We start from the raw sequence: 22,593 nt of genomic DNA on the forward strand, positions 1-22,593 counted from the left end.
TATTAACCCATAATTGTTATATTTAATTAAATGATTTTGAGAGTACCGAGTAGAAGCGTCCTTTCTGGGAGGAGCTACAACCTCAACTCCAGTCTTGTAGACCTCGTTGACGTCATATGTCTCATAGTCTTTTTCATAATACTTGCAAAGGAGTAAAAGGGTTATTAACTTGGTGGGGATGTTGGGAATAAATGAGTTAAGGGGTTTAACTGGCTATATTTTGTATTGACAAAAGCTATATTCTCTTCGCACTTACTAAGAAATGGACTATAATATGTTAAGCTACTGGTCTATGATAAAAATTCAACTTCATTTCAATGACTGCTGTTAATTATCTTTAATAGTTCTCATTACAAACACTTTATTGAATTCTTTATTTACTTCCGATGGTATTTACTATAGGTTGGAGAGTTTGAAAAGAAATACATAACAAGGTCAAGGATTTAGAATTATCTTTTATTTTTTGCTTAAAGAGAAGTCACTATGCATAATCTTTTCATAACTTGTTTGAAACATGTTTGAAGGAAATATATTAACGACTCATCATCTTAAATTGCCTATGGGTAGGGTATTGGAAGAGGTTAAGAAGAATTATGGAAGGCTGAAGCTATATATAAACGGTGAGCTTATAGATTCTAAAACCAATACAATAGGTAAGGCATATAACCCAGCTAAAGACGAAATCATTGCTGAAGTCCCATTCTCAACTAAGGATGAAGTTAAAGAAGCAATACAGTCAGCGCAAGAGGCGTTTGAGAAGTGGAGAGAAGTCCCAATAACTACTAGAATACAATACCTCTTCGCGCTTAAGAATAAGTTAGAGGAGTATTCGGAGACAATAGCTAGGATAATAGTTCAGAATCACGGAAAGACCATCCAAGAGGCTAGAGGAGATATGAGGAGAACTATAGAGAATGTTGAGACTGCAATAGGTGTTGCTTACACTTTATATAAGGGGGAACATCTAGACCAAGTATCTCAGGAGGTTGATGAGACCGTTGTTAGAGAACCTTTAGGAGTTTTTGGAATTATAACTCCATTCAATTTCCCAACAATGGTTCCCTTCTGGTACTTACCATTTGCAATAATTTTAGGAAATACGGTGGTCGTTAAGCCTTCTGAAATAACTCCAGTACCAATGGATTTTATTACTAAAATTTTTGACGAGGTCAAATTACCTAGAGGTGTTGTAAATCTCGTTCACGGTGCTAAGGATGTAGTTGACGAGTTCCTTACGAATAAATTAATCCAAGGTGTAACTTTCGTAGGTTCGACGAGAGTAGGAAAGTACATTTATGAAAATGCGGGGAAAAACGGGAAGAAGGCTATTGTTCAAGCAGGGGCTAAGAACTTTGTCGTTGTAATGCCAGATGCTGATTTAAATAAGACAATACCCTCTGTTGTCTCAGCGTTCTTTGGTAATGCTGGACAAAGATGTCTAGCTGCTGCTAATTTAGTGGCAGTAGGGAACATTTATGACGAGGTTAAGAGAAAGTTCATAGAAGCTTCAAAACAATTAAAGATAGGTTACGGTTTAGATGAAAGTGTAGACATGGGTCCAGTTGTTACAAAAGACGCCAAAAAGAGGATAATAGGATATATAGAGAAGGGTATAGAAGAAGGCGCTAAACTGTTATTGGATGGCAGAGAAGTTAAAGTACTTGACTATCCCAATGGATATTTCCTAGGCCCGACAATATTTGACGAGGTTACTCCGGAGATGACAATAGCTAAGGAGGAGATATTTGGACCAGTGGCGTCAATAATTCATGTAAGAAGTTTAGATGAGGCAATAGATATTATAAACAAGAGCAATTACGGTAATGCGTCATCGATATTTACCACCAGTGGGTATTATGCTAGAAAGTTCAGGCGCGAAGTCAATGCTGGAAATATAGGTATTAATATAGGGGTTGCCGCGCCAATGGCGTTCTTCCCATTTGGAGGTAGGAAGGAATCCTTCTTTGGCGTACTGCATGGACAAATAGATAGCGTAGATTTCTTCACAGATAAAAAGGTAGTAATAACAAGATGGTAAAATTAATTTTTACACTTCTTCTTTTTTTAGTTATCCTTTCTCTCCTCTTCTTGCTGCGAAACGTTGTTAATTACATTGTAGAATTTTAGGTCGTCAATATATCGTTTAATTATTCTCGACTCAGCTGATCTTAAATGGTACGTGAAAGTGGATTTACTTATATTTATCAATTTAGATATTTTATCAGACTTGATTCTCCTAGGAAAATCAAAATATCCATTTTTATAAGCCAAAATTAAAGTTTTCAGTTCATATGGAGTCAGTTCGTCCTCAGTTACATTTAATTCGTGAAAGCCAATAAACTCCACAATCCCTTTAGACCTAAGCTTCTCCCTTAATTCATTAATGTAACTTTCATACAATAAAATTCGCCAATATTCCTTCCCATCATACTTAAATCCATCTAAGATTATCCCATCTACGGAGTTTATAACATCCATCACACTATTTTTGTACCTCTTTCTGAAATCGAAAAGTATTTTCTTACTGTCATTTGTTAGAGAAATTGATGAGTATCCAACGAAACTAGTATTTCTCTTTATCTTATTCATTAAATCCTTGTATTTTTTATCCACAACGATTAAGGACCTAATAAAGTTCCTCTCAGTATCTACAGAAAATCTCAAAGTTTTCACAACGTATTTACCAACTAGATTAGTCCAACAGTTCTCATGTTCAACTGAAAACGTAATTTCCAACAGTCTGTCACTCATACATTTTTACCTATAATACTATTTCTGATTAAAATTTTTAAACTTTATGACAATTCTCCTTATCTCAAATTATGAATCAAGAAAAATTACTCGTAGTAAATTAAGTCGCTATTTAAAACATTAATGTTACATTCATTGAGATTTAATCAAGTCGTTAATCTAATTTACTTAATTTACCATGTCAAACATGTTAGAGAAACCCATTTTAGTAGTAAGATAAAATTTGTTTTGATGAAGGCAGCTAGATTAGTGGAGTTTCAAAAACCTCTGAAAATAGAGGAGCTAGATGTTCCTAAAGTGGAAAAAGGAGATGTGCTTCTAAAAGTGATAAGCTGTGGAATATGTAGATCAGATTGGCATCTATGGCGTGGAGATCCTGCTTTGGTAGCATACATGCAGTGGAGTGGTGGTAAGTTACCAATAACTCAAGGTCATGAAGTTTATGGAGAAGTCGTAGAGGTCGGAGAGAATGTAGCTAAATTGAAAAAGGGAGATAAGGTAGTCATGCCTGCTTCTTCTACCGGAGATAATAGGACATGCAAATACTGTATGGAAGGAGATTCAAATGTTTGTGATCACTTGGTAATAGCTGGTTATGGAATTAATGGGTGCTTTGCCGAGTACATGTTAGTCCCAGAGAGGTCAGTAATTGATCTAGTTAAAGTACCAGATGGTATAAAGCCAGAGTGGGCTGCTCTAAGTTCTTGTGGTTTTGGAACTTCATGGAACGCGTTTACAATGAAGACTAATTTAAAGCCAGGTGACATGGTGGTCACAATCGGAGCAGGAGGTATGGGTTTGAGTGGTATAGCAATAGCTAACGCTCTTGGTGCTAAAGTAATAGCTGTAGACGTTAACGAACGATCTTTAGAGAAAGCTAAAATGTTAGGGAGCATTGAGACTTATAAATATTCTGGTAAGTCTGAAGAATTGAATAATATAGTCGAGGATATTATGAAGAAGTATGGTTCAGTGGATATAGTATACGATACTACGGGCATTCCAGATGCAGTTATCCCATTTTTACCCCTCATTAGAGTGCATGGGACATTACTATTAGCCGGACTTATGATGAAAGGGAAAGAGACTTTTCCATTGCCTGCAGATTTAGTGGTAGCAAGGGAAATCAAAATACAAGGAGTATTAATGTTACCAGCCCAAAAATTTGATGCAATATTTAAATTAATGAAGGAGGGAAAGATTAACCTAGATCCAGTTACGTACAAGATCATAAGCATATATGATGTCAATGATGCCTACAGAGAAATGAGCGACTACAAAAATGCAGGAAGAATTATTATTAATAAGTTTAGCTAAATTTTTCCCTTTCTAATTGTGAAACGTGTTTTATAAAAGGGTTATTAACCTAGGGAAAGAAAAAACAATATGGAAGAAACACGTCCTTATTATACCACATTTAGTTTACCAATAACTAAATCGGGCAAGTCTCAAATAGTTCCACCTCCACCATGGATATACGCAATAGAAATGATAGGGGTAAAGGTCTATTTTGATCCAGGTAAAGTTCTAGATTTAATACCTCCTCCATTGGAAATAGTAGATGGCGAAGGATTTGTATATGTTGCTAAGATTTTCACAGTAAGTGGAAATAGATGGGAGATGTTGTATGAAGACCCTGAAGAGACTAAGTACATGGAGGCTGCGGTGGCCCTAAAGGTCAAGTATAATGGTAACATTTACACCTATTTCCCATTCATGTGGGTTGATAAAGATCTACCGCTAATTCGTGGGTGGCTGTTAGGCTATCCTAAAAAATTAGCTTACATATCAATGTCAGAATTTCATAAACTTCTAGACGGTTACAGTGGTCCTTCTACTGGTGTAAAGATGGGAGGATATGCGTTAAGGAACGGTAAGGAGATAATAAGAATGAAAATAACGCTAAGAGAAAAAGTCTCGCAATCCCCAATACCCTTTGGTTCCATAGTACAATTTAGAAGATTCCCAGCTGTCCAAGATGGTACAGATGTTTACGAGCTAGGACAAGTAATCTCCTCAGACTTTAGAATTGGCGAGGTGTGGAGAGGTGAAGGAGAGGTGATATTAAACGGTTCAATAAATGAGGAGCTTGAAGTTTTGAAGATAAACAAGATTGAGGGAGGATATTACTTCAATTGGTCATTTAAGCAATTAGGAACAAAGATCCTATCTAGGATTTCGAAATAATTAGTGAGATATGTTTTTAAGTGAAATAAGAAAACATGAAACAAGTTTAATGGAATGCTTATTTAATAGGTTAGAAGTAGAAGTAATCATGACAAAAAATAACAACTCCAATTTCACTTTACCCCCCACGAGTAGTGGCAAATCACAAATTGTATTTCAACCGCCATGGTATTATGGAGTTACCTATATTGGGGCCCATGTAAAGTTCACTAAGGAATCTGCAGAAAAGGTAATTCCAAGATTCCTATCAACTGACGGTGAAGGTTGGGTTTACATTGCCGAATTTATTTCTACCTCAGAAGATAATTGGGATTATATGTATCAAGACCCAGATTTAGTACAGTACATGGAGGGAGCTATTGGGTTAAAGGTCAACTTTGAAGGTACGAACTATTTATATTTCCCATTTATGTGGGTAGATAAGGATTGGGCATTGGTAAGAGGTTGGTTAGATGGTTATCCGAAGAAAATAGCTAAGATAACAATGACTAAATTACATCCGTTACTTCCCAAGTACAATAGACCAGAAAGTGGACTTAGGTTAGGAGGATATGCCGTAAGGGGAGGAGGTATAATGTTTAGATTACAGGTTGAATTAGAGGAGAGGACTGATTCGCTACCTCTTAAGAACTTTGGGCCCTTCTTAAATATAAGGAGGTTCCCAAGTAGGGGTGAGGGGGAAGTTGACCTATACGAAATAGTCAGTAGAGTTAGGGATGAGAGCAAATACGGAGAAATATGGAAGGGAAAAGCTAGTTTGGACCTAGGTGGATATGTTAACGATGAAGTTAGTTTGCTCGAGGTCGAGAGAACGATTGGAGGTTACTATTATACCTTATACTTCAAAGTAACCACCACTCAACTAATAAGTAAGAAAATTGAAGAAACCATCTCTCTAAAATAAATTAAAAAATACATATTTTTATTTTAAAATAACCTTTATTATTAGATTTTTGCGCCTAATTTCTGTCTAACTATCTCTTTTAACTCGTCACTAACTCTATTTGCAGGTATAGGACTTCCATTCCAGAACGCTTCTTTTACATGTCCCCAATAATATAACCATCTGTTTTCATCCTCCTTAGTATCCCACACTACTGGCTCCCAATCTGGTACAGTGTTTATATATCCTCCATGTAATACTTCTACCACATTTCCTCCAGGTTCTTTTACATATAGGGAGTGACTATCAGTTATACCATGCCTTAAGGGTCCTCCTACAATTTCTATCCCATAATCACTAAAGAAGTCTGCAGCCCTAAGAATATCATCTGCGTAATCCACATTATAGGTGAAATGATTTAGCCTGGAAGGAATTCCGGAAGGATCCAAGGAAATCGCCAAATCATGTGAAGTTCCATTTACAGCCATCCAATAGGCTATTTTGTGGTCTCCTTCCTTTAATATTTCATTTACTTTAAATGTCAGTTTCTTTAAGAGATCTACAGTTTTTACTAATGCTTCATCACTATATGCGAAAATAAATACATGAGCTAAATCTCGTGCTTGTACACCTTTAAGGGGTTTCTTCATTGGTCTTGCTCTATAACCTGACCTTAAATCCCCACTAGCTCTCCATAATTTAATCTCCCATACTACCTTCCCTACTTGACCACTAGGTAACAAGAACTTATACCCCTTCCCTATTCCCATATCTGGCTCCCCATTATCCCATCCTAAGCCTAATCCATATGAGTCAATCATTTTTACAGCATCCATTAGGTCTTGCTCACTATAAGTTCTCCATACTATCTCCCTAACACCAGCAGTGTCAGATTCAGTAATCTTTAGACTATAAGTATACCAATCTTCCCATCCTCTTAGGTATACTGACCTACCCTTTCTCCCGACTTCGTGCAATCCCAAAATGTCTTTGAAAAACCACAATGTATCATCAATTTTAGGTGTTAGAATTTCTACGCTAGCTAGTTGGGAAAGCAACTTATTTACCATTTTTCACACTCACCTTAGTTTCATTCCTCTCCTGTGATATTAAAAAATCTACTCAAACAAGTTTTATGTACGGCTTAATTCCACCTTTACTTAAATAGCATTTATGAACATATTAAATATAGGTATATCAGATGAATTGGCAGATATGTTAATAAGCGAGGCAGTAAGGAAGGCTAAAGAGTTAGGAGTGAACGTTTCAATAGCAATAGTAGATGAAGGAGGGGAATTAAAGACTTTTAAGAGGGTGGATGGTGCACCAATCTTGACCATACAAATAGCCATAGATAAAGCGTGGACTGCTGTAAGTTTTGGCATACCAACACATGAGTGGTACAATATGCTTAAAGACAACCCCCCGCTGGCAATGGGATTTCCTAAAATACCTAGGTTAATAATCTTCGGTGGAGGATTTCCTATAATCTATAAAGGTTAGGTAATAGGAGGAATAGGAGTATCTGGTGGGTCTGCAGAACAAGATATGGAAATTGCAAGGAGTACACTTAAAAAATTGGAATCATAATTTTGTAAAATATTAGATAAACTATTTGATGAAGATATAAAATGTACAAGAATGGTTTAAACTTATCTTCTTTTTTTAAAAAAAGATAGGGACTTTTAAGCTAAAAATCTCTACACATCAAACTTGTTAGATTAAGCTTAATATTACTTTCGACGGTTGTTGAATATAGATGAAGATGAAATGTGACTACTTGATAATTGGGAGTAGTATTGCGGGATATAACGCGTTAAAGGAACTACTAGAACTAAAGCCAAACTCAAAAATAGTCATGGTAACATCAGACAAATATTACCCATATGATAGACCACCACTATCAAAGGATTATCTTAAAGGAAAATTGGAAAGAGGCATGTTATTCTTTGAGTCTGATGATTTTTACAAGAGGGGTAATTTGGATGTTGTCTTGAATAGGAGTGTTGAGAGGATTGATGTTAATTCTAAGGAGGCAGTGCTGAATGATGGTAGTGTGATTCTCTTTGATAGGGCGTTGATAGCTACTGGTGGTAGGCCTAGGAGATTGAATATCCCTGGGGGTGATAATGTGCTATATTTGAGGACGCTTGATGATTCTGATAGTATAAGGGAAGCTGCGAGTAAGAGTAGGAATGCGTTAATAGTTGGTGCTGGTTTCATTGGTGTTGAGGTGGCGTCAAGCCTAACAACGCTTGGTGTGAAGACTACGGTAGTTGAGGTAATGCCTTACATATGGAACACATTTGTAGATGAAAAGGTATCTAGGGTTATACGGCAATACTTGGAGAGTAGGGGGATAAGCTTCATATTAAACGAGTCGGTGAGGGAGATTCAAGGAAGGATTGCAATAACGTCTGGTGGTAAGAGGTTGGAGGCAGACATGTTTCTAATGGCTGTGGGAATAGTGCCAAATGTTGAGGTGGCGCAAAGAAGTGGGATACAGACTGATAACGGTATAGTTGTAAACGAATATCTGGAAACCAGTGCTAAGGACATTTACGCAGCTGGGGACATTGCCAATATATTCGATCCTAGGGAGGGTAGGAGGAAGAGGATTGAGCACTGGAATAATGCGGAGTATACTGGAAAGTTGGCTGCTAGGAATATGGCTGGGAGTAGGGAGGCTTACAATTTCATATCGTCCATATGGTCAGATATATTTGACATACACATAGAATCGGCTGGTGAGACAAGGAATTACGACGAATACGTAATAAGAGGAAAGTTTGAATCGCAAAGACCAAAGTTCAGTGTAATATACTTAAAAGGAGGTACTATTAAGGGTTACTTAGCAATAAGTAGGAATGTTAAAGAGATAGTAGTTCTTAATAAATTAATACAAAAGCAAGTAGATGTCTCGAGCAAAAGAGATAAATTGGTAGATGAAAGTTTTAATCTTCAGAAACTATTAACATAAGTGGGGATAAAGTTACTTCTTTTTTCGAACATGTTTAAGAATTATTTTTATATACGAATGATACACACTTACTTATGAAACCAGTTCCTGCAGAACCTAGACTACCATCAAGAGATGAGTATTATGATATAGCTAATAGGCTAGAGTGGACACAAAAATACGTAAAAGAAGAAGAACTATTTCCAGTAGATATGAGTGGAGTACCGAATTTACCAATAGACGTATGGGTCGAGCTATATGATGCCCCCTATAAGGTAACATATAGGGAGTATGTAAAGAATCAAAAGGAGAAAGATCAAAGACTTTTCTCTGTGAGAGAGGCTGGAGTAAGGGCAGAGTTAATAAAGAAATTGGATAAGACTTATCATCAAGGCTCTTTCTGTTTCCACATAACTGCAGTGCCTATACCAGAGTATACTGCTGCTATAGCTGAGGCCAGGATGGCAAGATTTGGGAAAGCTGGTGAATGGAGAAATTTATCCACATTCGGCTCTATGGATGAGGTAAGGCACGCACAAGTACAAATTTTGTTGTCTCATGATAGTATAACCGCTAGCCCTAAGTTTGCCTTCGCGCACAAGATGTTCTGGCTTGACGGATGGCTACCAATAGCTGCTAGATCGTTCTTTGATGATACTATAACTGGGACTAATGCGATAGAATTTGCTTTATTGACGACATTTGCATTTGAAACTGGATTTACCAATTTACAATTTGTAGCATTTGCTGCTATGGCGAATAAGACCAATGACTTCGTGTTCTCCTCAGCAACTCAAAGTATACAAACTGATGAATCTAGGCATGCACAGATAGGGCACCCAGTTCTAAAGAGTTTCGTTGACGTAACGAAGGTAAGTGAAGAGATCAAAAAGAAAATTTAATTTTTTAATTATTATTTTTTAATTATTAACGGGTTACTCTTTTTAGAGATACTTCACGCAAGTAAGAATTTAAAATCTATATATTAATAAACGGATCTATCAAACTTGTTAGAGTAATTCTTAAAAAGTATAAAAAGGATTATACGATGATGAGTAGGGAGGGAAGTTTAGGTCAAACTAGAGGAGAAGTCAAGCAAGCATTATCTAATATCTCAGAGGGGTTAATGAAAAAGTATAGAAATACTATTGAATTTGCGGCCAAAATGAGAGAGAAAAGTCCAGCGTACAAGGAGGCAGGAGAATATTTAATAGCGAAAGGATTCTGGTTATCGATTAGATTAATAGGAGCCTTAACAGGAGTTTCAATGGATTACCTTACTCCCCTAGACGCTAGAATAATGTCATATAAGGAATTTATGACGGAATGGGTAGGTGCCCAATTTAAGAGGCTATTAGAAGATTATGGGATAAGATTACCTTGGTATTGGAAGTGGTTTGAATTAGAGTTAGACCATTGGCATCATGATTTTATTATAGGATTATATACGTGGAGAAGGACTCTAAATATTTCATTTAGAGGTCCAACACCGGAAGAGAGAAAATGGTTAAACGAGAAATACCCACACTGGGAGAAGTTTTTCGGAAGAGTTTGGGACTTATACATAAAGAAGATAATTGATGGACAAATACCATTACCATTAACTGCAGTACATTTATGTGGAGTTTGTCAGGTACCAATACAAGCACCTGTAAATGGAAAGTACTTAAGAATCTACTTAAAAGAGTACAAGGGAAAGATATATACGTTTGATAGTCCAGCTTGCGCATGGATTTTTGAACAAGAACCAGAAAGATATGCTGGAAGAAGGACCTACACGCAAAGAGTACTTGAGGGGATGATACAGTTTACTGAAGAGGCATACAAGGATCCTAAGAGATTACTAGATGAGGTAATATGGAACATGGGGCAAACAGAAGAAGGGGAAGCTGGTTTAGATCCCACTGACGGTGCGTATGCATTATTATATAAAGAGAAAGATCCAGATTTCTTCAATAGGATAAAGAAGTATACGGAGGGATAAGCGAATGAGTATGGAAGTAGTACCCATTGTATTTGTTCCAGAAGAGGGCACAGTATGGTTACCCGCTATACTTCCAACAAACATTACAGTAAAAGAGGCTGTGGAAATGTTAAGGAGCCTAACAGTAAATGTGTTAGTATGGGAAAAGAAAGGAAAGGAGCTAAGATTAGTTAACTACTTTACTGGTCAAGTTTTAGACCCTAATGTCAAAGTTAAAGAAGCGATAAAGCCATACGACGTCTTTTGGTTAATCTGGTGGCCACCAAAGGAAGAGTTCTGGAAACCAGAGAATCAGAGCGATGAAATATTCAGCATTATAAAAGAGACCGAAGAAGCTATAAAGTCAGCCCCAAGATCTCCTTCAGTACTATTTGCAGACGAGGTTGAAAAATATAGTATCATTAGAAGATTGGAAAGGGAGGGTAAGTTAAGAGCGTGAGACTATGAGTTATCCTGGAGAATTCCATAAAGTGTTAACACTAGACGATATTTATGAAGGTGAGGCTAAGTTAGTAGAGGTCAATAGATATGAAATCCTAGTAGTGAATATAAAAGGAGAAATTAAGGCATATTACGCAAGGTGTGCCCACGCGTTAGGTTTAATAGAGCCAAATTCTTTTGACGGTGAGGAGAAAATCATATGCCCAGTACATTTATGGGAGTATAACGCAAGGACAGGAGAGAGCATAAATCCAGTTGGTAGTTCCCTCTTTCCATTAGATGTGAAGGTTGAAGGTAATGATATTTTTGTTAGAGTTCCGTCTGTTCCCGTATCCGAATTCAAAGTAAAATGGTTTGGTATGTATAGGCAAAGGGGTGTGATAAATGAGTTTGGAGTTAACTCTTGAATCAATTTTAGATAAATACCAAATAACAGATTTAAGTAAATTACCACAGAATATTGTAGGACCAGTGCTTACAAAAGATGAGTTCAGCTACGGTGTAGTTGAAGCTATAGCGCGTGATAATCCAAATACTTTCAAAGGAGTTATCGACAGAGGCTCATATATAAGAGTAGTGGGTGAAAGGGAACTTGTTTTAAACAAGACTACGCTAGAGGAAGTGCTAGGTAGAGAAGTTAGATTTCCAGGAGAGGTTGAGGTAAGGATGAGTGCATTTGCAGGAAAGATCATTGTAAGAGGGGATTATCTAAAATGGTATTTGGAATTATGAGGTGAAAAATCATGACTAGATTAGAGGATTTGGAATGGTATAAAAGGTATAAACAAATGTTCGGAGCGTTCAAAAATGGTCCAGAAGGGGATCCGTTTTTCAGAGATTATGAATATAGGGGGTACAAAAGAGTCTGGTCCACTTGGCCAATGCTGGAGAAAAAGCTAGGAAGGAAAAAGCCATCAGAATATCAAATAGTCACCTATGCATTGTCATACTGGGCGGATCCAAGATCCCCTACTTATATCTATGATAAGGGACCATTTGAACTAGGGACGGAACATATAACTCAAAAATGGTATAAGCACTTTAGAGACAACTCACCATTCATTAAGCCATTATTCGAAAGAGGAGAATGGCATGATTATGAAGATCCATACAAACTTACATATTGGACCTACAACTCCATGGCAGATGATAACGAAACCTTCTTAGATAAGATATATGAGGAAATTGTAAATACTAAATACGATTGGAACCTAAGTGAGGAGGCACTGGAGTTATACAAGAACGTTTACGATCCATTAAGGTATGTATTCCATATCATGCAAATGGAGTCAATGTACCTAGCTAGTATGGCTCCTACAAGTTCTATAACTAACGTATTCATATTCATGGGAATGGATCACATGAGGAGAGTACAAAGAATTGCACAAAGGATAAAGATGCTTGATATTGTATATCCAAGTTTAGGATTTGGAAAGGAAACAAGAAAGGCATTTGAGGAGAGTCCAATATTCCAGCCAACAAGGGAAGTATTAGAGAAAATGCTGGCAACTTATGACGTAGGAGAAAGCTTAGTGGCATTTAACCTAGCAGTCAAATTCGTATTAGATGAGCTAACACTCCAACATCTAACGCAACAATTCAGTAAAATGGGAGATGAGATAATTAAGCATATTCACATGTCGTTCTATAACGATACATTAAGGCATAGACATCAGGCTCAAGAACTGTTCAAATACACTTTTAGTAAGGAACCAAGTTTAAAAGACGTTATCAAACCTTGGCTAAAGGATTGGCAAGAGATGGCATTTAAGGCTACAGAAGGGTTTAGAGATGTGCTCAAAGGAGAATATGATAATGCTATAAAGCAGATCAAGAAGGCTCATAGTGAGTATCTTGGAGGAATAGGATTATGAAGGATAAAATTGTGGAAATTCTAAGGCAAATTTACGATCCAGAGATTCCAATAAATATATATGACTTAGGACTAGTAAGAGAGATAAGAATTGAAGGTAAAAGAATTTTTGTTAGACTAATTTTCACTGCAAATAAGGGATGCACGGTAGCCGATCTTGTAGCGGTTCAAGTTAAGTATAAACTAATGAAGGCATTTTCAGACTATAACGTGGAAGTCAAGAGTGATTTTAACGAAGAATGGAATATAAGTTATGCAACAGAAGCGGGTAGGCTAATGCTAGAGGAAATATATGGGAAGGATGCAGTAGAGATGTTAGTTAATAAGACAAGAATAGAGGAATTGGTATCAATAAATAAATTCAAGTTAGAGAATTTCGATCCACGTGAGTATATGAGAAAAGCAGTGGAGGAGAGATATAAAAAATTTAGAGAATGGTATGACAAAAACAAGATATTAACATCCTATACAGAATAAGATATCTAGGAATTTGACTAGTCCTCCACTTACTCGTTGTTATATTCGAATTCCTTTAACCTCCTTCTATTATTGATATAGTCTTTTTCTTGGTAAATGCGAGGGGATAAACATTTATCAATAACAAAATATATCTTGTTGCTTCTATTAACTCGCTCATTTTCAGCATCTTAAACTAAAATTAGTCCTTTTATTTTTTGTAACTATTATGAAAGAGACTGTATCACTAAATTCGTCTTTTGAGAAGTCTGAATAACTATCCTATTTAATAGAAAAATTCAGAAGGAAAGTTCAGTGGTGTTTCGCCAATTTTACTAAAAATGATATAATTTCTATGAAAGAGAAAAATATCAAAGAGGAGAAGAAATGGCGATTGACGTCTCCTTTGCGAATTCAGTTTATTTATTGAAACAGAATGGCTTTAATTGAACACTCTCCTATGGACTGATAAGGATTCACGCTTAACAATTTCCTTTTTTAATCTATTTTTGGTATAATTACAATTCGCAATGGAAACTTGAATCACCCAAAAAGGACTACTCACTGATGTTAGGATTAGTTGCGACAATGAGCATTACAAGTGTTGGGCTATACTATTTATCAACATTCGTGGGTGTAAGCGTGTTAATATTGCCCCTCTTCCCAATTCTCGTTCTTAATGGAATAATTTCTGCAAGAATAAAATATGAGGAACCCAAGGAAAGTTTCAGGCATCTTCTTCAAAGCTTTCGAACGGCGGGGAGAACTCTCTTTAAAGTAGACTTTCTGATTACTTTGCGTAGGACTTTTCTCAATGATTATATTCCCTTAATCCTTCTTTATATATTTACAGACTTTACTTCACAGAAAATAAGTTTTTATTTAACATTTTTTACGATATTCAGAGTGCAAGGCGATTAAAACGATAATTCTTGAGATCGATAAGAGATTGGGATTAGACAATATTATGTCAAATATTTAGTTTTATTAGTTCTCGGGGGCGATTTACAGATCCATGACGATTACAATTTGTGAATAGTATAAATATAAAAGTGTTCACACGATTAAGCGTATATTCCTTTATTTACCGTTTTTATCCAGTTAAATTCATCGCAATTTTTGAAACATAATGAATTTACAATGTAAACCAGAATGGCCTGTTATCTGGCTTTGCATGAATTCCCGTAGGAGTATCAAATATTTTTAAATCTCTGGAATCATTAATATTTATGAATGGCTCAAGACTTCTCTTGTCTCTTTTAAAGGATTATGACATTGAACATATATTTGGTTTGCCAGGCGAATCATCAATATCGTTATATGACCAGCTTAAAGAGGGAGAGATTCGCCACATAGTCACCAGAGATGAGAGGAATGCAGTATACATGGCAGATGCCTATGCCAAACTAACTTATAAGCCTGGAGTAGTAGAGGGACCAAGCGTAGGCTCAGTATATATGCTCCCTGGAGTTGCTGAGGCTTATAAGTCATCTACACCGTTAATAGTAATAACTACAGATGCACCACTATATGGAGAGAAGGAGAATTATTTAACCGCATTAGATCAAACTTCTCTATTCAGACCAATAACTAAGGAGACGATAACAATATATAATATTCAAGAACTACCTCACGCTATAAGGAGGGCATTTAGATTGAGCACTAGTGGAAAACCTGGACCAGTACACCTTAGAATACCCTTAGATATTTTGGAAGGTGAATTGGAAGGCAACGTCGAACTTAAAGCCCAGAAGGAGTTCTCGAAATATCCAGCTCAAAGACCTTTAGCAGATAAAGAAATGATCAAGAAAGCGGTAAATTTGATTTTGAGAAGTGAAATCCCAGTAATAATTTGCGGTCAAGGTGTTTTATACTCAATGGCTTGGGATGCGGTAATTGAATTAGCTGAATTACTAGGAATTCCGGTAGGGACTACAATAACGGGAAAGGGATGTATTCCAGAAACCCATACCTTGTCTATAGGTGTAGTTGGTGGTAGGGGAGGTACGAGTTTTTCGAACAGTATTGTAGATAAATCAGATCTTATAATTCTCGTAGGAAGTAATACGGACTCAGCAAATACTTATAACTGGACTATACCATCTAGAGGTAAAACCATAATCCATATTGACATTAGTGAGGCAGAGGTTGGGAATAATTATGATAGTATAAACCTAATAGGTGATGCTAAAGCTACATTAAGGGAAATAATTAATGAAATTAAAAGTAATGAAAAGATTAATAAAAAGAACATTGTTTTAGATGGAAATGTATTCGAACAAAGGCTTAGTGAAGAAAAGAGGGAAGTAGTAAACCCGTTACGTTTCATAAAGGAGCTTTGGAATCTATCGCCGGAAGACGCTGTGTTAATAGCTGATCCTGGAGTTGGCGCAATTTACACTGCAGCCTTCTATAAGGCCAAGAGGGCCGGTAGATATTTCGTTTTTAACTATGGTGTAGGTGGTCTTGGCTATTCAATTCCGGCATCTGTAGGCGCTAATTTTGCAAGGCCTAACTCTTTGATTTTCTCTCTTTCGGGAGATGGGAGTTTCGGTTTCTCAGCTGGTGAGCTAGAGACCATAAGGAGAGTCAATGCTAACGTGGTTATTATACTCTTTAATAATGGAAGTTACGGTTGGATAAGGGCTGAAATGAGAGCTAGGGGTAAGGATATTGTTGGAACTGATTTTTCAAGCCCAGATTACGTTAAGATCGCTGAAGGGTATGGACTATCAGCATATAAGATAACCAATGATGAAGAGATATCTGATACGTTAAAGAGGGCTATAAAGAATACTCCTTCTTTAGTTGAGGTTATCGTTGAGCCAGAGGATAAGTTTGTTCCACCAGTTATGCCTTGGAGTAAGAGATTTCTTTAAACTAAATAAAACAAACACCGATAATCTTATAATTGTTTTTAAATCTCTACTTGAAATTTTTCTATCCATGATTTGAGAAAGAGGGCGATTCAGGTTTCCATTGCGAATTGTAATTATAGCAAAAATACATTAAAAAAGGAAATTGTTAAGCGTGAATCCTTACCAGTCTATAGGAGAGTGTTCAATTAAATTCATTTCGTTTCAATAAATAAACTGAATTCGCAAAGGAGACGTGAATCGCCCGAGAAAGAATATTCTCTGTGGGCTAGTTCAATTTTTATCTGATTTAACGTTGAACTTACTTTTAAATCAACGTTCGATTTTGAATTTAAGAAAAATTAATGAGCTTAACATCTAAGAAAATTGAAGGATTCAACAAAGCAGAAAGAATTTAATGACTCAGGCGAGAAAGAGCAGATATGATTTTAAACCCAAGGGCATTTAATTGAACCACAACTAGTAATAACTTTAATAGACTCCTTAAGGAAATATATTATGGATAAGAGAGTAATAGTTGTATCGATTACGATAATTATACTAATTATAATAGCTTCTTCGTTTACATATTTCGAGAGGATTTCTCAAATTTCCACATCACTTCCTCAAAGTGTGACGTCTTCTACTTCATACTCTTCTTCATCTTATACTTCCCAGACTTCTTCATTAACCTCTACTTCCCCTCAAACTTCAGTCTTATCTACATCAACTTATACTCAAAGTCCTTCAATTATCCTATTTCCAACTTCTGCATCTGGTTTCTCATTAGTTGGAAGCTACTTAAGCCAGAGTAGGTATGGCATGGCATTGCTGTATAATAGCGTAACAACCTTATACGCTTCACCATTTTTGTGGAATATTGAGGCTGCTCAAGGTCAGGCGATAATGAATTTTAATCCCTATCTCAACGTCCATGTGGACATGTCTAACATAAAGAAGATAACTCCTTCTATATCTGTTAATGGTTACCCAGGGTTAATGTATGGTCAAGAGTTGTGGTTCCCATTCGCTGGAAAAACCGAGGTAAGTCCTTATCTGCCTTTACCGATGATAGTATCAAACTTACCAAACTTCTGGTCTATCCTCAATTTCACTGTATATGAAAACGTAGGAGTGATCGATGATTTTTCATACGATATTTGGCTTTCTCAAAATCCAAACATTACTTATTTACAGTATGGGGACTTCGAGGTGATGATCTGGATGAATTGGCAAGAGAATATAACTAAGGGGGATCCTTACATGTTGAGCGTGGGGTCCATACAAATCCCCACATTAATTAACGGTACAGTGGAGAATTTAACGTGGTCAGTTTACGTTCTGCCGAGAACCGGATCAGCAAACGGTTGGACATCAATCTACTTCTTATCTCCCAAACAGTTAGAAGGTCAAATAGGAATACCAATAGCGTATGTTTTAAAGAATATGGGATCCTACCTAGAAAAGGCTAGAGTTTCGATATATAATCTCAATACATACTATTTAGATGCGATACAAGTTGGAATGGAGTTTAATGATACTAACGGTATCGCCAATCTAGGATATAATTTATATTCATGGTATATAGAGAATGCTTAATCTTCCTTTTTTGTCTCAGTAGTGGACTTTTTATAGAATATGCTAACAAAATATAAAAAGGGTGGTGTTAAGGTAATAGTTTTTCTTGACGAACCCTATTGGAAAGGATAAAGTTAGCGCTATTGATAGTATTAAGAGGGCCAACATTACTCTCTTGTTAGTTGGGTGCGGATTATCACTATACTCTCAATTGTATCACTTTAAGAAAAATTGTTTAGCTCCAGAGAAGTCATCAGTATAACAATACGCGTTATTCAAATACTACCTCTCTGTGCTTTATGAAAGTCCCCTTTCTCAAATCTTCAAACGCTTCAATTATTTGATCTTCAGTGTTCATGACTATTGGTCCATACCAGGCTACTGGCTCATTTAGAGGTCTTCCGGATAATACTATAAAGCTCGCATTTCCACTAATTTTAACCTCATCTCCTTCTCTAGTGAAGATCACTAGATTGCCCTTTCCTATTTCTGGCGAATTGGGAGCAAACTTAGCACTACCATCGACTACATAGGCTAATACAGTATATCCTTCTTTTACCTTTAACTTCATGTCTCCATTCAATTTTACGTGTATGTATGCGGGATCAACATCACTCTTCACCTTAACTGGTCCCTCAATTCCAGCGAACTCTCCCGCGAGGACTGATACTTCTCCGAAGTCGAACTTCTCCTTAGGAATACTTTTTACATCCCTATATACTGGCTGTGTCATCTTTTTGTAAGATGGTAGGTTTATCCATAACTGTAATCCTCTTACCAGGAATGGATCTTGATTATATTTGGGAATCTCTGTACCCTCTAATGGTTTTGGCATTTCTTGGTGAAATATTCCGCTTCCAGCAGTCATCCATTGGACTTGGCCAGGATATATTGTTCCCTTATTACCTAAACTATCTTGGTGTTCCACCTTTCCCTCAAATAATAGCGTTACAGTTTCAATTCCCCTATGCGGGTGCCAAGGAAATCCATTAATGTACTCCTCAACCTTATTTGAGCCGAAGAAGTCCAGTAATAGGAAAGGATCTGTTAAATCCACAGTATCTGGTCCGCCAAACACTCTGTAAAGTTTAACCCCAGCACCATCCATGGTATTTCTTCCTTTAATTATACCATCTATTCCCCTAATCATAAATTAATTTTTGAACTAACTAATAAAAACCTAATCCACCTTAGTTATGATTATTTTATTAAGAGAAAAATGATCAGATATCCTCTTCCAGCAAGGCATACCTAATGATTGGATCGGGAATTCTATACTCATCATTTCTTTTCTCTATAAATCCCATTTTTATCAATTTCTTAAGATCTCTAGAAACTGTAGTATTACTGACTTTTCTTCCAGTTTTGGTAATTACGTAATCCATGATGTTCTTCCATCTCGCATTTCCCAAAATAGCTATGGCCTTCATTATGTATGCGTAATATTGACTTTTAGTAACCAACTCCCTTAATTCCTCCCTTACTAGTCTTGACCCCAACTCTTTAACCTCACGTATTACATCACTTCTTCTCTTCTCTAAATAGAGTTTGCCAAAATAAACTAACCAACCCACAATACCATCTAACTCATTCACTGCTTCATTAACTAGACTATCCTCAACTTTTACGTTAAACTCTTCAAACCCTTTCTTGAGAAATTCTTTAGACTTTTCCTCATCAAAGGGTTTCAATTCAATGGAGCAATAGTATCTGCCGTAAAGTTCTGACTTTGCATCATCTACTCCTAGGAAATCCTCCAGTAACCCTACCTCACTACCAGTGAATATTAGTACTAATCCTTTCATGTAATCGTAAATGTGGGCTAATAGTGGCTTTAAACCAACAGTCGAGAATCTGAGATACTGGGCTTCGTCAAATACTATTGGTATTGGTTTATTGTTAAGCCCTATCTCGTTTAGCGCGGAAAACATATTGGCAAGGTCTTTTTCTATATTCTCTTCCTTTTTACTAATCCTTATAGGGTACTCTAGTGAAATGTCGAATCTTTTAAGTATATCTTTTAAATGATACATTTTGCTTATTTTTATTAAACTTGAATGTATTTCTTCGTAAAGTTTATCTGGAGTTATTCTCTTTGATACACTATCATAAATTTTCCTTACGTCAACAAATGTATAACCCCTATTCAAAGAATTTAGTCCTGCCAATACTAGGCTCGATTTCCCAATCCTTCTTAATCCCGTCACTATTATCATTCTTTCGGTATTCACGCACTGTAAAAACTTCCTTACCTCATCTTCCCTATTAAATAAATCTGTTAAAGATTCTTTAGGTTCAACGCTAAATAGCAAAGTTACACCCCTGTAACTAAGTTACATCCCTGCTACTTAAAGCTTTTTATGTGTAGAATTGCATATTACTTTTTAAAAGTAACTAATTTAAGTTTTTGTTAAATATAATGAAGAATTTATTAACCTCAAGACAAAAAGTATATTGGTGAGTAAAAAAGATGACTACTCTTAAGATATATAAAGAACTTGACTTGACTAGCTCTTCTTGTGCTGGACCTATTGGCGAATTGAGTAGTGTTGTTGATGAGCTTAGAGAGGGTGAAGCAGTAAAGGTTATTTTGGGTGATGATGCTACGAAGAAGGACATAACACTATGGAGTAAGAAGAGGGGTCTGAAGATAGTTCAAGAATCACAAGAAGGTAACAAGCACGTATTATTAATAGCTAAGTGAAATTACTTTTCTTTTTCCTTCAATCTTATTCTTAAGGAGTACGTTAGGAGAAGTTAACAGATCAGCGTATTTTAAAGCAATTTTGATGCTTCTTGTGTCTGGTGTATATGAAGGTTTATCCATTAGAGGGTTGATCCAGATGATAGATTTACATCTATGTTTTACATTTCTTAACTCTCTTTCTAGTAAATCTAATTCACCTAAATCCCAACCATCACTAAATATTACAACACTGCGTTTTCTAAATAGCAATTCGCCATGATTTTTCCTTAAAGTATATAAAGCTTCTCCTATTCGCGTTCCACTTCCGTAAGGTACCATTGAGACTAGTTTTTTCATATCTATTTCATTTATACTACCTACTTGAAAGAAGTTTGTAACTCTCTTTACGTCAGTACTAAAATAGAATATTTCAGACTTGTTAGTAACTCTCCTAATAAAGAAAGATAGAAGTAATATTTCCTTAATATAATCTTTCATTGAAGCTGATATATCGCATAATAAAATTATATATGACTTATTTATTTTTCTTCTATGTTTTACAAGATATGGCGATTCTAAGGAATATTTTATCTCGTCCTTTATAGTCATTTTCATGTCAAGTTCTCCACTCTCCTTTACCTTGAACCTATGTCCTTCATAATTCAGTGTAATCTCCTTAAGCCTCTTTGCTATTTCACTCCATATTATCATATCTCTATTTTCTATTTGGAATATGGTTGTCTTAATTTTCGATTCAGCTGGACTATAGATATAAAGCTCATTTGCTAAATACGGTCTATCAGTTACTCTTCCCAGAACAGAATACTTATTTTCAATTTCTTGTCTTCTTTCTTGTTTATCTTCATTTACTGCAAAATCCTTTATCATTGTCGCTCTTAATACTGCTTTCACGGTTTCAAAATCTCTATCTTTTACTAATTTTAGTGCGCTAATTGCGTCTATGGTCTCATCTACCCCAACGTTCCTGCCTAATCCTCTGAGAATATTAGCTATCTTCACTATCGTCTTTTCTTCTTCCATCTTCCATTCCCTTAAAGTGCCTTATATCTTCCTCATCCTTAAGCAAAACATTTACCACTAAATTTCTCAAGTCCTCCTCAGATTCCACGCCAAGTAAGTTGATTGTGTTAACTAGATCTATGGTCTCAGCTATTCCAGGTTTGTGTATTATTTCTCCATCTTGTCTAAGCTTGTTCACTATTTTAATGGCTTTTCTAGTTTTTTCAACATCTATTCCTCCAACTTTTCTCCTCACTATCTCTAACTCTCTTTCTTCATTTGGATAATACAGATAAAGGTAAAGACATCTTCTTTTAAGTGCATCCGAAAGGTCTCTAGTCTTATTAGATGTTATAAACACAAACGGTTTATGTTTTGCTCTTATGGTACCTAACTCTGGAATAGTTACTTGAAATTCTCCTAGAAATTCTAGTAGAAATCCCTCAAATTCGGGATCAGCTCTATCTATTTCATCAATCAATAGAACTACTCTCTTATCGCTTCTTATAGCCTTTAATAGGGGCCTTTCGATTAGAAATTCCTCACTGTATATTCTCTTCTTTGCCTCATTCTCATCAACTTGTTGCATCATCTTAATTTCTAATAGTTGTTTTGGGTAATTCCATTCATAAAGAGCGTGAGAGTAGTCTAGGCCTTCATAGCATTGTAATCTGATTAAGTCTAGGTTCAAGATCTTAGCTATAACTTTCGCTAACTCCGTTTTTCCACAACCTGGTGGTCCTTCAATTAGTAGGGGCTTTTCTAATTTTAAAGCTAGAAATACTGCTATGGCTGACTTTCTATCAATTATATAGTCGTTTTCAGTCAACAGTCTAATTAAATCCTCTACAGTGTTAAGCATAATGTGTGACACCTAAATAAAAATAATGGAGCGAAGTGATAAAAAACCTTTTTATTAA

Annotated in this window: 21 protein-coding genes and 1 pseudogene; 16 read left to right on the forward strand and 6 right to left on the reverse strand. The window is 36.1% G+C overall.

Translation table 11 applies throughout. From position 1 onward, the window contains the following. Positions 1-514: 514 nt before the first annotated feature. The gene (locus tag J5U23_RS09695; RefSeq protein WP_218266040.1) at positions 515-2,038 is read left to right on the forward strand and encodes a CoA-acylating methylmalonate-semialdehyde dehydrogenase; all 1,524 of its coding nucleotides are present in this window, start codon (positions 515-517) and stop codon (positions 2,036-2,038) included. 26 nt (positions 2,039-2,064) lie between these two features. Here the strand turns inward: J5U23_RS09695 and J5U23_RS09700 are convergent, their stop codons facing one another. Beyond that, positions 2,065-2,751 (reverse strand): helix-turn-helix domain-containing protein, encoded by a 687-nt coding sequence (locus J5U23_RS09700; RefSeq protein ID WP_218266041.1) that lies wholly within the window; start codon positions 2,749-2,751, stop codon positions 2,065-2,067. Positions 2,752-2,982: 231 nt separating this feature from the next. On the opposite strand from J5U23_RS09700, the gene J5U23_RS09705 reads away from it, so the two are divergent. The 3 genes from J5U23_RS09705 (at position 2,983) to J5U23_RS09715 (ending at position 5,842) form a co-directional block, all read left to right on the forward strand. Then, complete coding sequence (locus J5U23_RS09705; protein WP_218266042.1) at positions 2,983-4,068, forward strand: zinc-dependent alcohol dehydrogenase family protein; 1,086 nt, start codon at positions 2,983-2,985, stop codon at positions 4,066-4,068. A gap of 69 nt (positions 4,069-4,137) precedes the next feature. After that, positions 4,138-4,938 carry an acetoacetate decarboxylase family protein gene (locus J5U23_RS09710; RefSeq protein ID WP_218266043.1) on the forward strand — a complete coding sequence of 267 codons (801 nt, stop codon included), beginning with the start codon at positions 4,138-4,140 and terminating at the stop codon, positions 4,936-4,938. An 88-nt stretch (positions 4,939-5,026) separates the two neighbouring features. Next, on the forward strand, positions 5,027-5,842 hold the full coding sequence (locus J5U23_RS09715; protein ID WP_218266044.1) for an acetoacetate decarboxylase family protein: 816 nt from the start codon (positions 5,027-5,029) through the stop codon (positions 5,840-5,842). Positions 5,843-5,883: 41 nt separating this feature from the next. Here J5U23_RS09715 and J5U23_RS09720 read toward each other — a convergent pair whose 3' ends face one another. Further along, positions 5,884-6,891, reverse strand: a complete 1,008-nt coding sequence (locus tag J5U23_RS09720) for a VOC family protein (RefSeq protein ID WP_218266045.1) — start codon at positions 6,889-6,891, stop codon at positions 5,884-5,886. 145 nt (positions 6,892-7,036) lie between these two features. Here J5U23_RS09720 and J5U23_RS09725 point away from each other — a divergent pair. The 11 genes and pseudogenes from J5U23_RS09725 (at position 7,037) to J5U23_RS09775 (ending at position 17,988) form a co-directional block, all read left to right on the forward strand. Next, positions 7,037-7,411, forward strand: a pseudogene (locus J5U23_RS09725) (GlcG/HbpS family heme-binding protein). Positions 7,412-7,586: 175 nt separating this feature from the next. Beyond that, complete coding sequence (locus J5U23_RS09730) at positions 7,587-8,801, forward strand: NAD(P)/FAD-dependent oxidoreductase (protein ID WP_407690814.1); 1,215 nt, start codon at positions 7,587-7,589, stop codon at positions 8,799-8,801. Between the two features lie 74 nt (positions 8,802-8,875). Beyond that, positions 8,876-9,682, forward strand: coding sequence for a ferritin family protein (locus J5U23_RS09735; protein ID WP_218266047.1), 807 nt, complete (start codon positions 8,876-8,878; stop codon positions 9,680-9,682). Positions 9,683-9,831: 149 nt separating this feature from the next. Then, on the forward strand, positions 9,832-10,764 hold the full coding sequence (locus J5U23_RS09740) for a YHS domain-containing protein (protein ID WP_218267536.1): 933 nt from the start codon (positions 9,832-9,834) through the stop codon (positions 10,762-10,764). Positions 10,765-10,768: 4 nt separating this feature from the next. Beyond that, a complete protein-coding gene (locus J5U23_RS09745; RefSeq protein WP_218266048.1) occupies positions 10,769-11,203 on the forward strand; it encodes a hypothetical protein in 435 nt (144 codons plus the stop codon). Positions 11,204-11,207: 4 nt separating this feature from the next. Further along, on the forward strand, positions 11,208-11,612 hold the full coding sequence (locus J5U23_RS09750; RefSeq protein WP_218266049.1) for a Rieske 2Fe-2S domain-containing protein: 405 nt from the start codon (positions 11,208-11,210) through the stop codon (positions 11,610-11,612). Next, positions 11,590-11,937, forward strand: coding sequence for an MmoB/DmpM family protein (locus J5U23_RS09755; protein ID WP_218266050.1), 348 nt, complete (start codon positions 11,590-11,592; stop codon positions 11,935-11,937). Before J5U23_RS09750 ends, J5U23_RS09755 begins: the two co-directional genes overlap by 23 nt. An 11-nt stretch (positions 11,938-11,948) precedes the next feature. Beyond that, positions 11,949-13,079 carry an aromatic/alkene monooxygenase hydroxylase subunit beta gene (locus tag J5U23_RS09760; protein ID WP_218266051.1) on the forward strand — a complete coding sequence of 377 codons (1,131 nt, stop codon included), beginning with the start codon at positions 11,949-11,951 and terminating at the stop codon, positions 13,077-13,079. Further along, complete coding sequence (locus J5U23_RS09765) at positions 13,076-13,555, forward strand: metal-sulfur cluster assembly factor (RefSeq protein WP_218266052.1); 480 nt, start codon at positions 13,076-13,078, stop codon at positions 13,553-13,555. The genes J5U23_RS09760 and J5U23_RS09765 overlap by 4 nt, the downstream gene beginning before the upstream one ends. A gap of 1,208 nt (positions 13,556-14,763) precedes the next feature. Then, positions 14,764-16,413, forward strand: coding sequence for a thiamine pyrophosphate-binding protein (locus J5U23_RS09770; RefSeq protein ID WP_218266053.1), 1,650 nt, complete (start codon positions 14,764-14,766; stop codon positions 16,411-16,413). A 495-nt stretch (positions 16,414-16,908) separates the two neighbouring features. Next, positions 16,909-17,988 (forward strand): GH12 family glycosyl hydrolase domain-containing protein, encoded by a 1,080-nt coding sequence (locus tag J5U23_RS09775; protein WP_244988778.1) that lies wholly within the window; start codon positions 16,909-16,911, stop codon positions 17,986-17,988. 250 nt (positions 17,989-18,238) lie between these two features. Here J5U23_RS09775 and J5U23_RS09780 read toward each other — a convergent pair whose 3' ends face one another. Then, a complete protein-coding gene (locus J5U23_RS09780; RefSeq protein ID WP_218266054.1) occupies positions 18,239-19,117 on the reverse strand; it encodes a pirin family protein in 879 nt (292 codons plus the stop codon). Between the two features lie 73 nt (positions 19,118-19,190). Beyond that, a complete protein-coding gene (locus J5U23_RS09785) occupies positions 19,191-20,279 on the reverse strand; it encodes an AAA family ATPase (RefSeq protein WP_240781601.1) in 1,089 nt (362 codons plus the stop codon). 158 nt (positions 20,280-20,437) lie between these two features. On the opposite strand from J5U23_RS09785, the gene J5U23_RS09790 reads away from it, so the two are divergent. Next, positions 20,438-20,671, forward strand: coding sequence for a sulfurtransferase TusA family protein (locus J5U23_RS09790; protein WP_218258029.1), 234 nt, complete (start codon positions 20,438-20,440; stop codon positions 20,669-20,671). Here J5U23_RS09790 and J5U23_RS09795 read toward each other — a convergent pair. Both J5U23_RS09795 and J5U23_RS09800 read right to left on the reverse strand, forming a co-directional pair. After that, positions 20,657-21,694: a VWA domain-containing protein gene (locus J5U23_RS09795; protein ID WP_218266055.1), complete on the reverse strand. Its 1,038-nt coding sequence runs from the start codon at positions 21,692-21,694 to the stop codon at positions 20,657-20,659. The two genes, J5U23_RS09790 and J5U23_RS09795, sit on opposite strands and share 15 nt — an antisense overlap. Further along, a complete protein-coding gene (locus J5U23_RS09800; RefSeq protein ID WP_218258031.1) occupies positions 21,660-22,535 on the reverse strand; it encodes an AAA family ATPase in 876 nt (291 codons plus the stop codon). The genes J5U23_RS09795 and J5U23_RS09800 overlap by 35 nt, the downstream gene beginning before the upstream one ends. Positions 22,536-22,593: the final 58 nt, after the last annotated feature.

The organism is Saccharolobus shibatae B12 (assembly GCF_019175345.1).
In the GTDB taxonomy this organism is placed as follows: domain Archaea; phylum Thermoproteota; class Thermoprotei_A; order Sulfolobales; family Sulfolobaceae; genus Saccharolobus; species Saccharolobus shibatae.

Excerpts from the sequence above, each read along its gene's own strand:
- J5U23_RS09765 (WP_218266052.1), top strand. The coding sequence starts at position 13,076 with ATGAAGGATAAAATTGTGGAAATTCTAAGGCAAATTTACGATCCAGAG.
- J5U23_RS09720 (WP_218266045.1), bottom strand. The coding sequence starts at position 6,891 with ATGGTAAATAAGTTGCTTTCCCAACTAGCTAGCGTAGAAATTCTAACA.
- J5U23_RS09755 (WP_218266050.1), top strand. The coding sequence starts at position 11,590 with ATGAGTTTGGAGTTAACTCTTGAATCAATTTTAGATAAATACCAAATA.
- J5U23_RS09700 (WP_218266041.1), bottom strand. The coding sequence starts at position 2,751 with ATGAGTGACAGACTGTTGGAAATTACGTTTTCAGTTGAACATGAGAAC.
- J5U23_RS09695 (WP_218266040.1), top strand. The coding sequence starts at position 515 with ATGTTTGAAGGAAATATATTAACGACTCATCATCTTAAATTGCCTATG.
- J5U23_RS09770 (WP_218266053.1), top strand. The coding sequence starts at position 14,764 with ATGAATGGCTCAAGACTTCTCTTGTCTCTTTTAAAGGATTATGACATT.
- J5U23_RS09800 (WP_218258031.1), bottom strand. The coding sequence starts at position 22,535 with ATGCTTAACACTGTAGAGGATTTAATTAGACTGTTGACTGAAAACGAC.
- J5U23_RS09750 (WP_218266049.1), top strand. The coding sequence starts at position 11,208 with ATGAGTTATCCTGGAGAATTCCATAAAGTGTTAACACTAGACGATATT.
- J5U23_RS09710 (WP_218266043.1), top strand. The coding sequence starts at position 4,138 with ATGGAAGAAACACGTCCTTATTATACCACATTTAGTTTACCAATAACT.
- J5U23_RS09775 (WP_244988778.1), top strand. The coding sequence starts at position 16,909 with ATGGATAAGAGAGTAATAGTTGTATCGATTACGATAATTATACTAATT.
- J5U23_RS09735 (WP_218266047.1), top strand. The coding sequence starts at position 8,876 with ATGAAACCAGTTCCTGCAGAACCTAGACTACCATCAAGAGATGAGTAT.
- J5U23_RS09715 (WP_218266044.1), top strand. The coding sequence starts at position 5,027 with ATGACAAAAAATAACAACTCCAATTTCACTTTACCCCCCACGAGTAGT.
- J5U23_RS09705 (WP_218266042.1), top strand. The coding sequence starts at position 2,983 with ATGAAGGCAGCTAGATTAGTGGAGTTTCAAAAACCTCTGAAAATAGAG.
- J5U23_RS09745 (WP_218266048.1), top strand. The coding sequence starts at position 10,769 with ATGAGTATGGAAGTAGTACCCATTGTATTTGTTCCAGAAGAGGGCACA.
- J5U23_RS09790 (WP_218258029.1), top strand. The coding sequence starts at position 20,438 with ATGACTACTCTTAAGATATATAAAGAACTTGACTTGACTAGCTCTTCT.
- J5U23_RS09795 (WP_218266055.1), bottom strand. The coding sequence starts at position 21,694 with ATGGAAGAAGAAAAGACGATAGTGAAGATAGCTAATATTCTCAGAGGA.
- J5U23_RS09760 (WP_218266051.1), top strand. The coding sequence starts at position 11,949 with ATGACTAGATTAGAGGATTTGGAATGGTATAAAAGGTATAAACAAATG.
- J5U23_RS09740 (WP_218267536.1), top strand. The coding sequence starts at position 9,832 with ATGAGTAGGGAGGGAAGTTTAGGTCAAACTAGAGGAGAAGTCAAGCAA.
- J5U23_RS09780 (WP_218266054.1), bottom strand. The coding sequence starts at position 19,117 with ATGATTAGGGGAATAGATGGTATAATTAAAGGAAGAAATACCATGGAT.
- J5U23_RS09730 (WP_407690814.1), top strand. The coding sequence starts at position 7,587 with ATGAAATGTGACTACTTGATAATTGGGAGTAGTATTGCGGGATATAAC.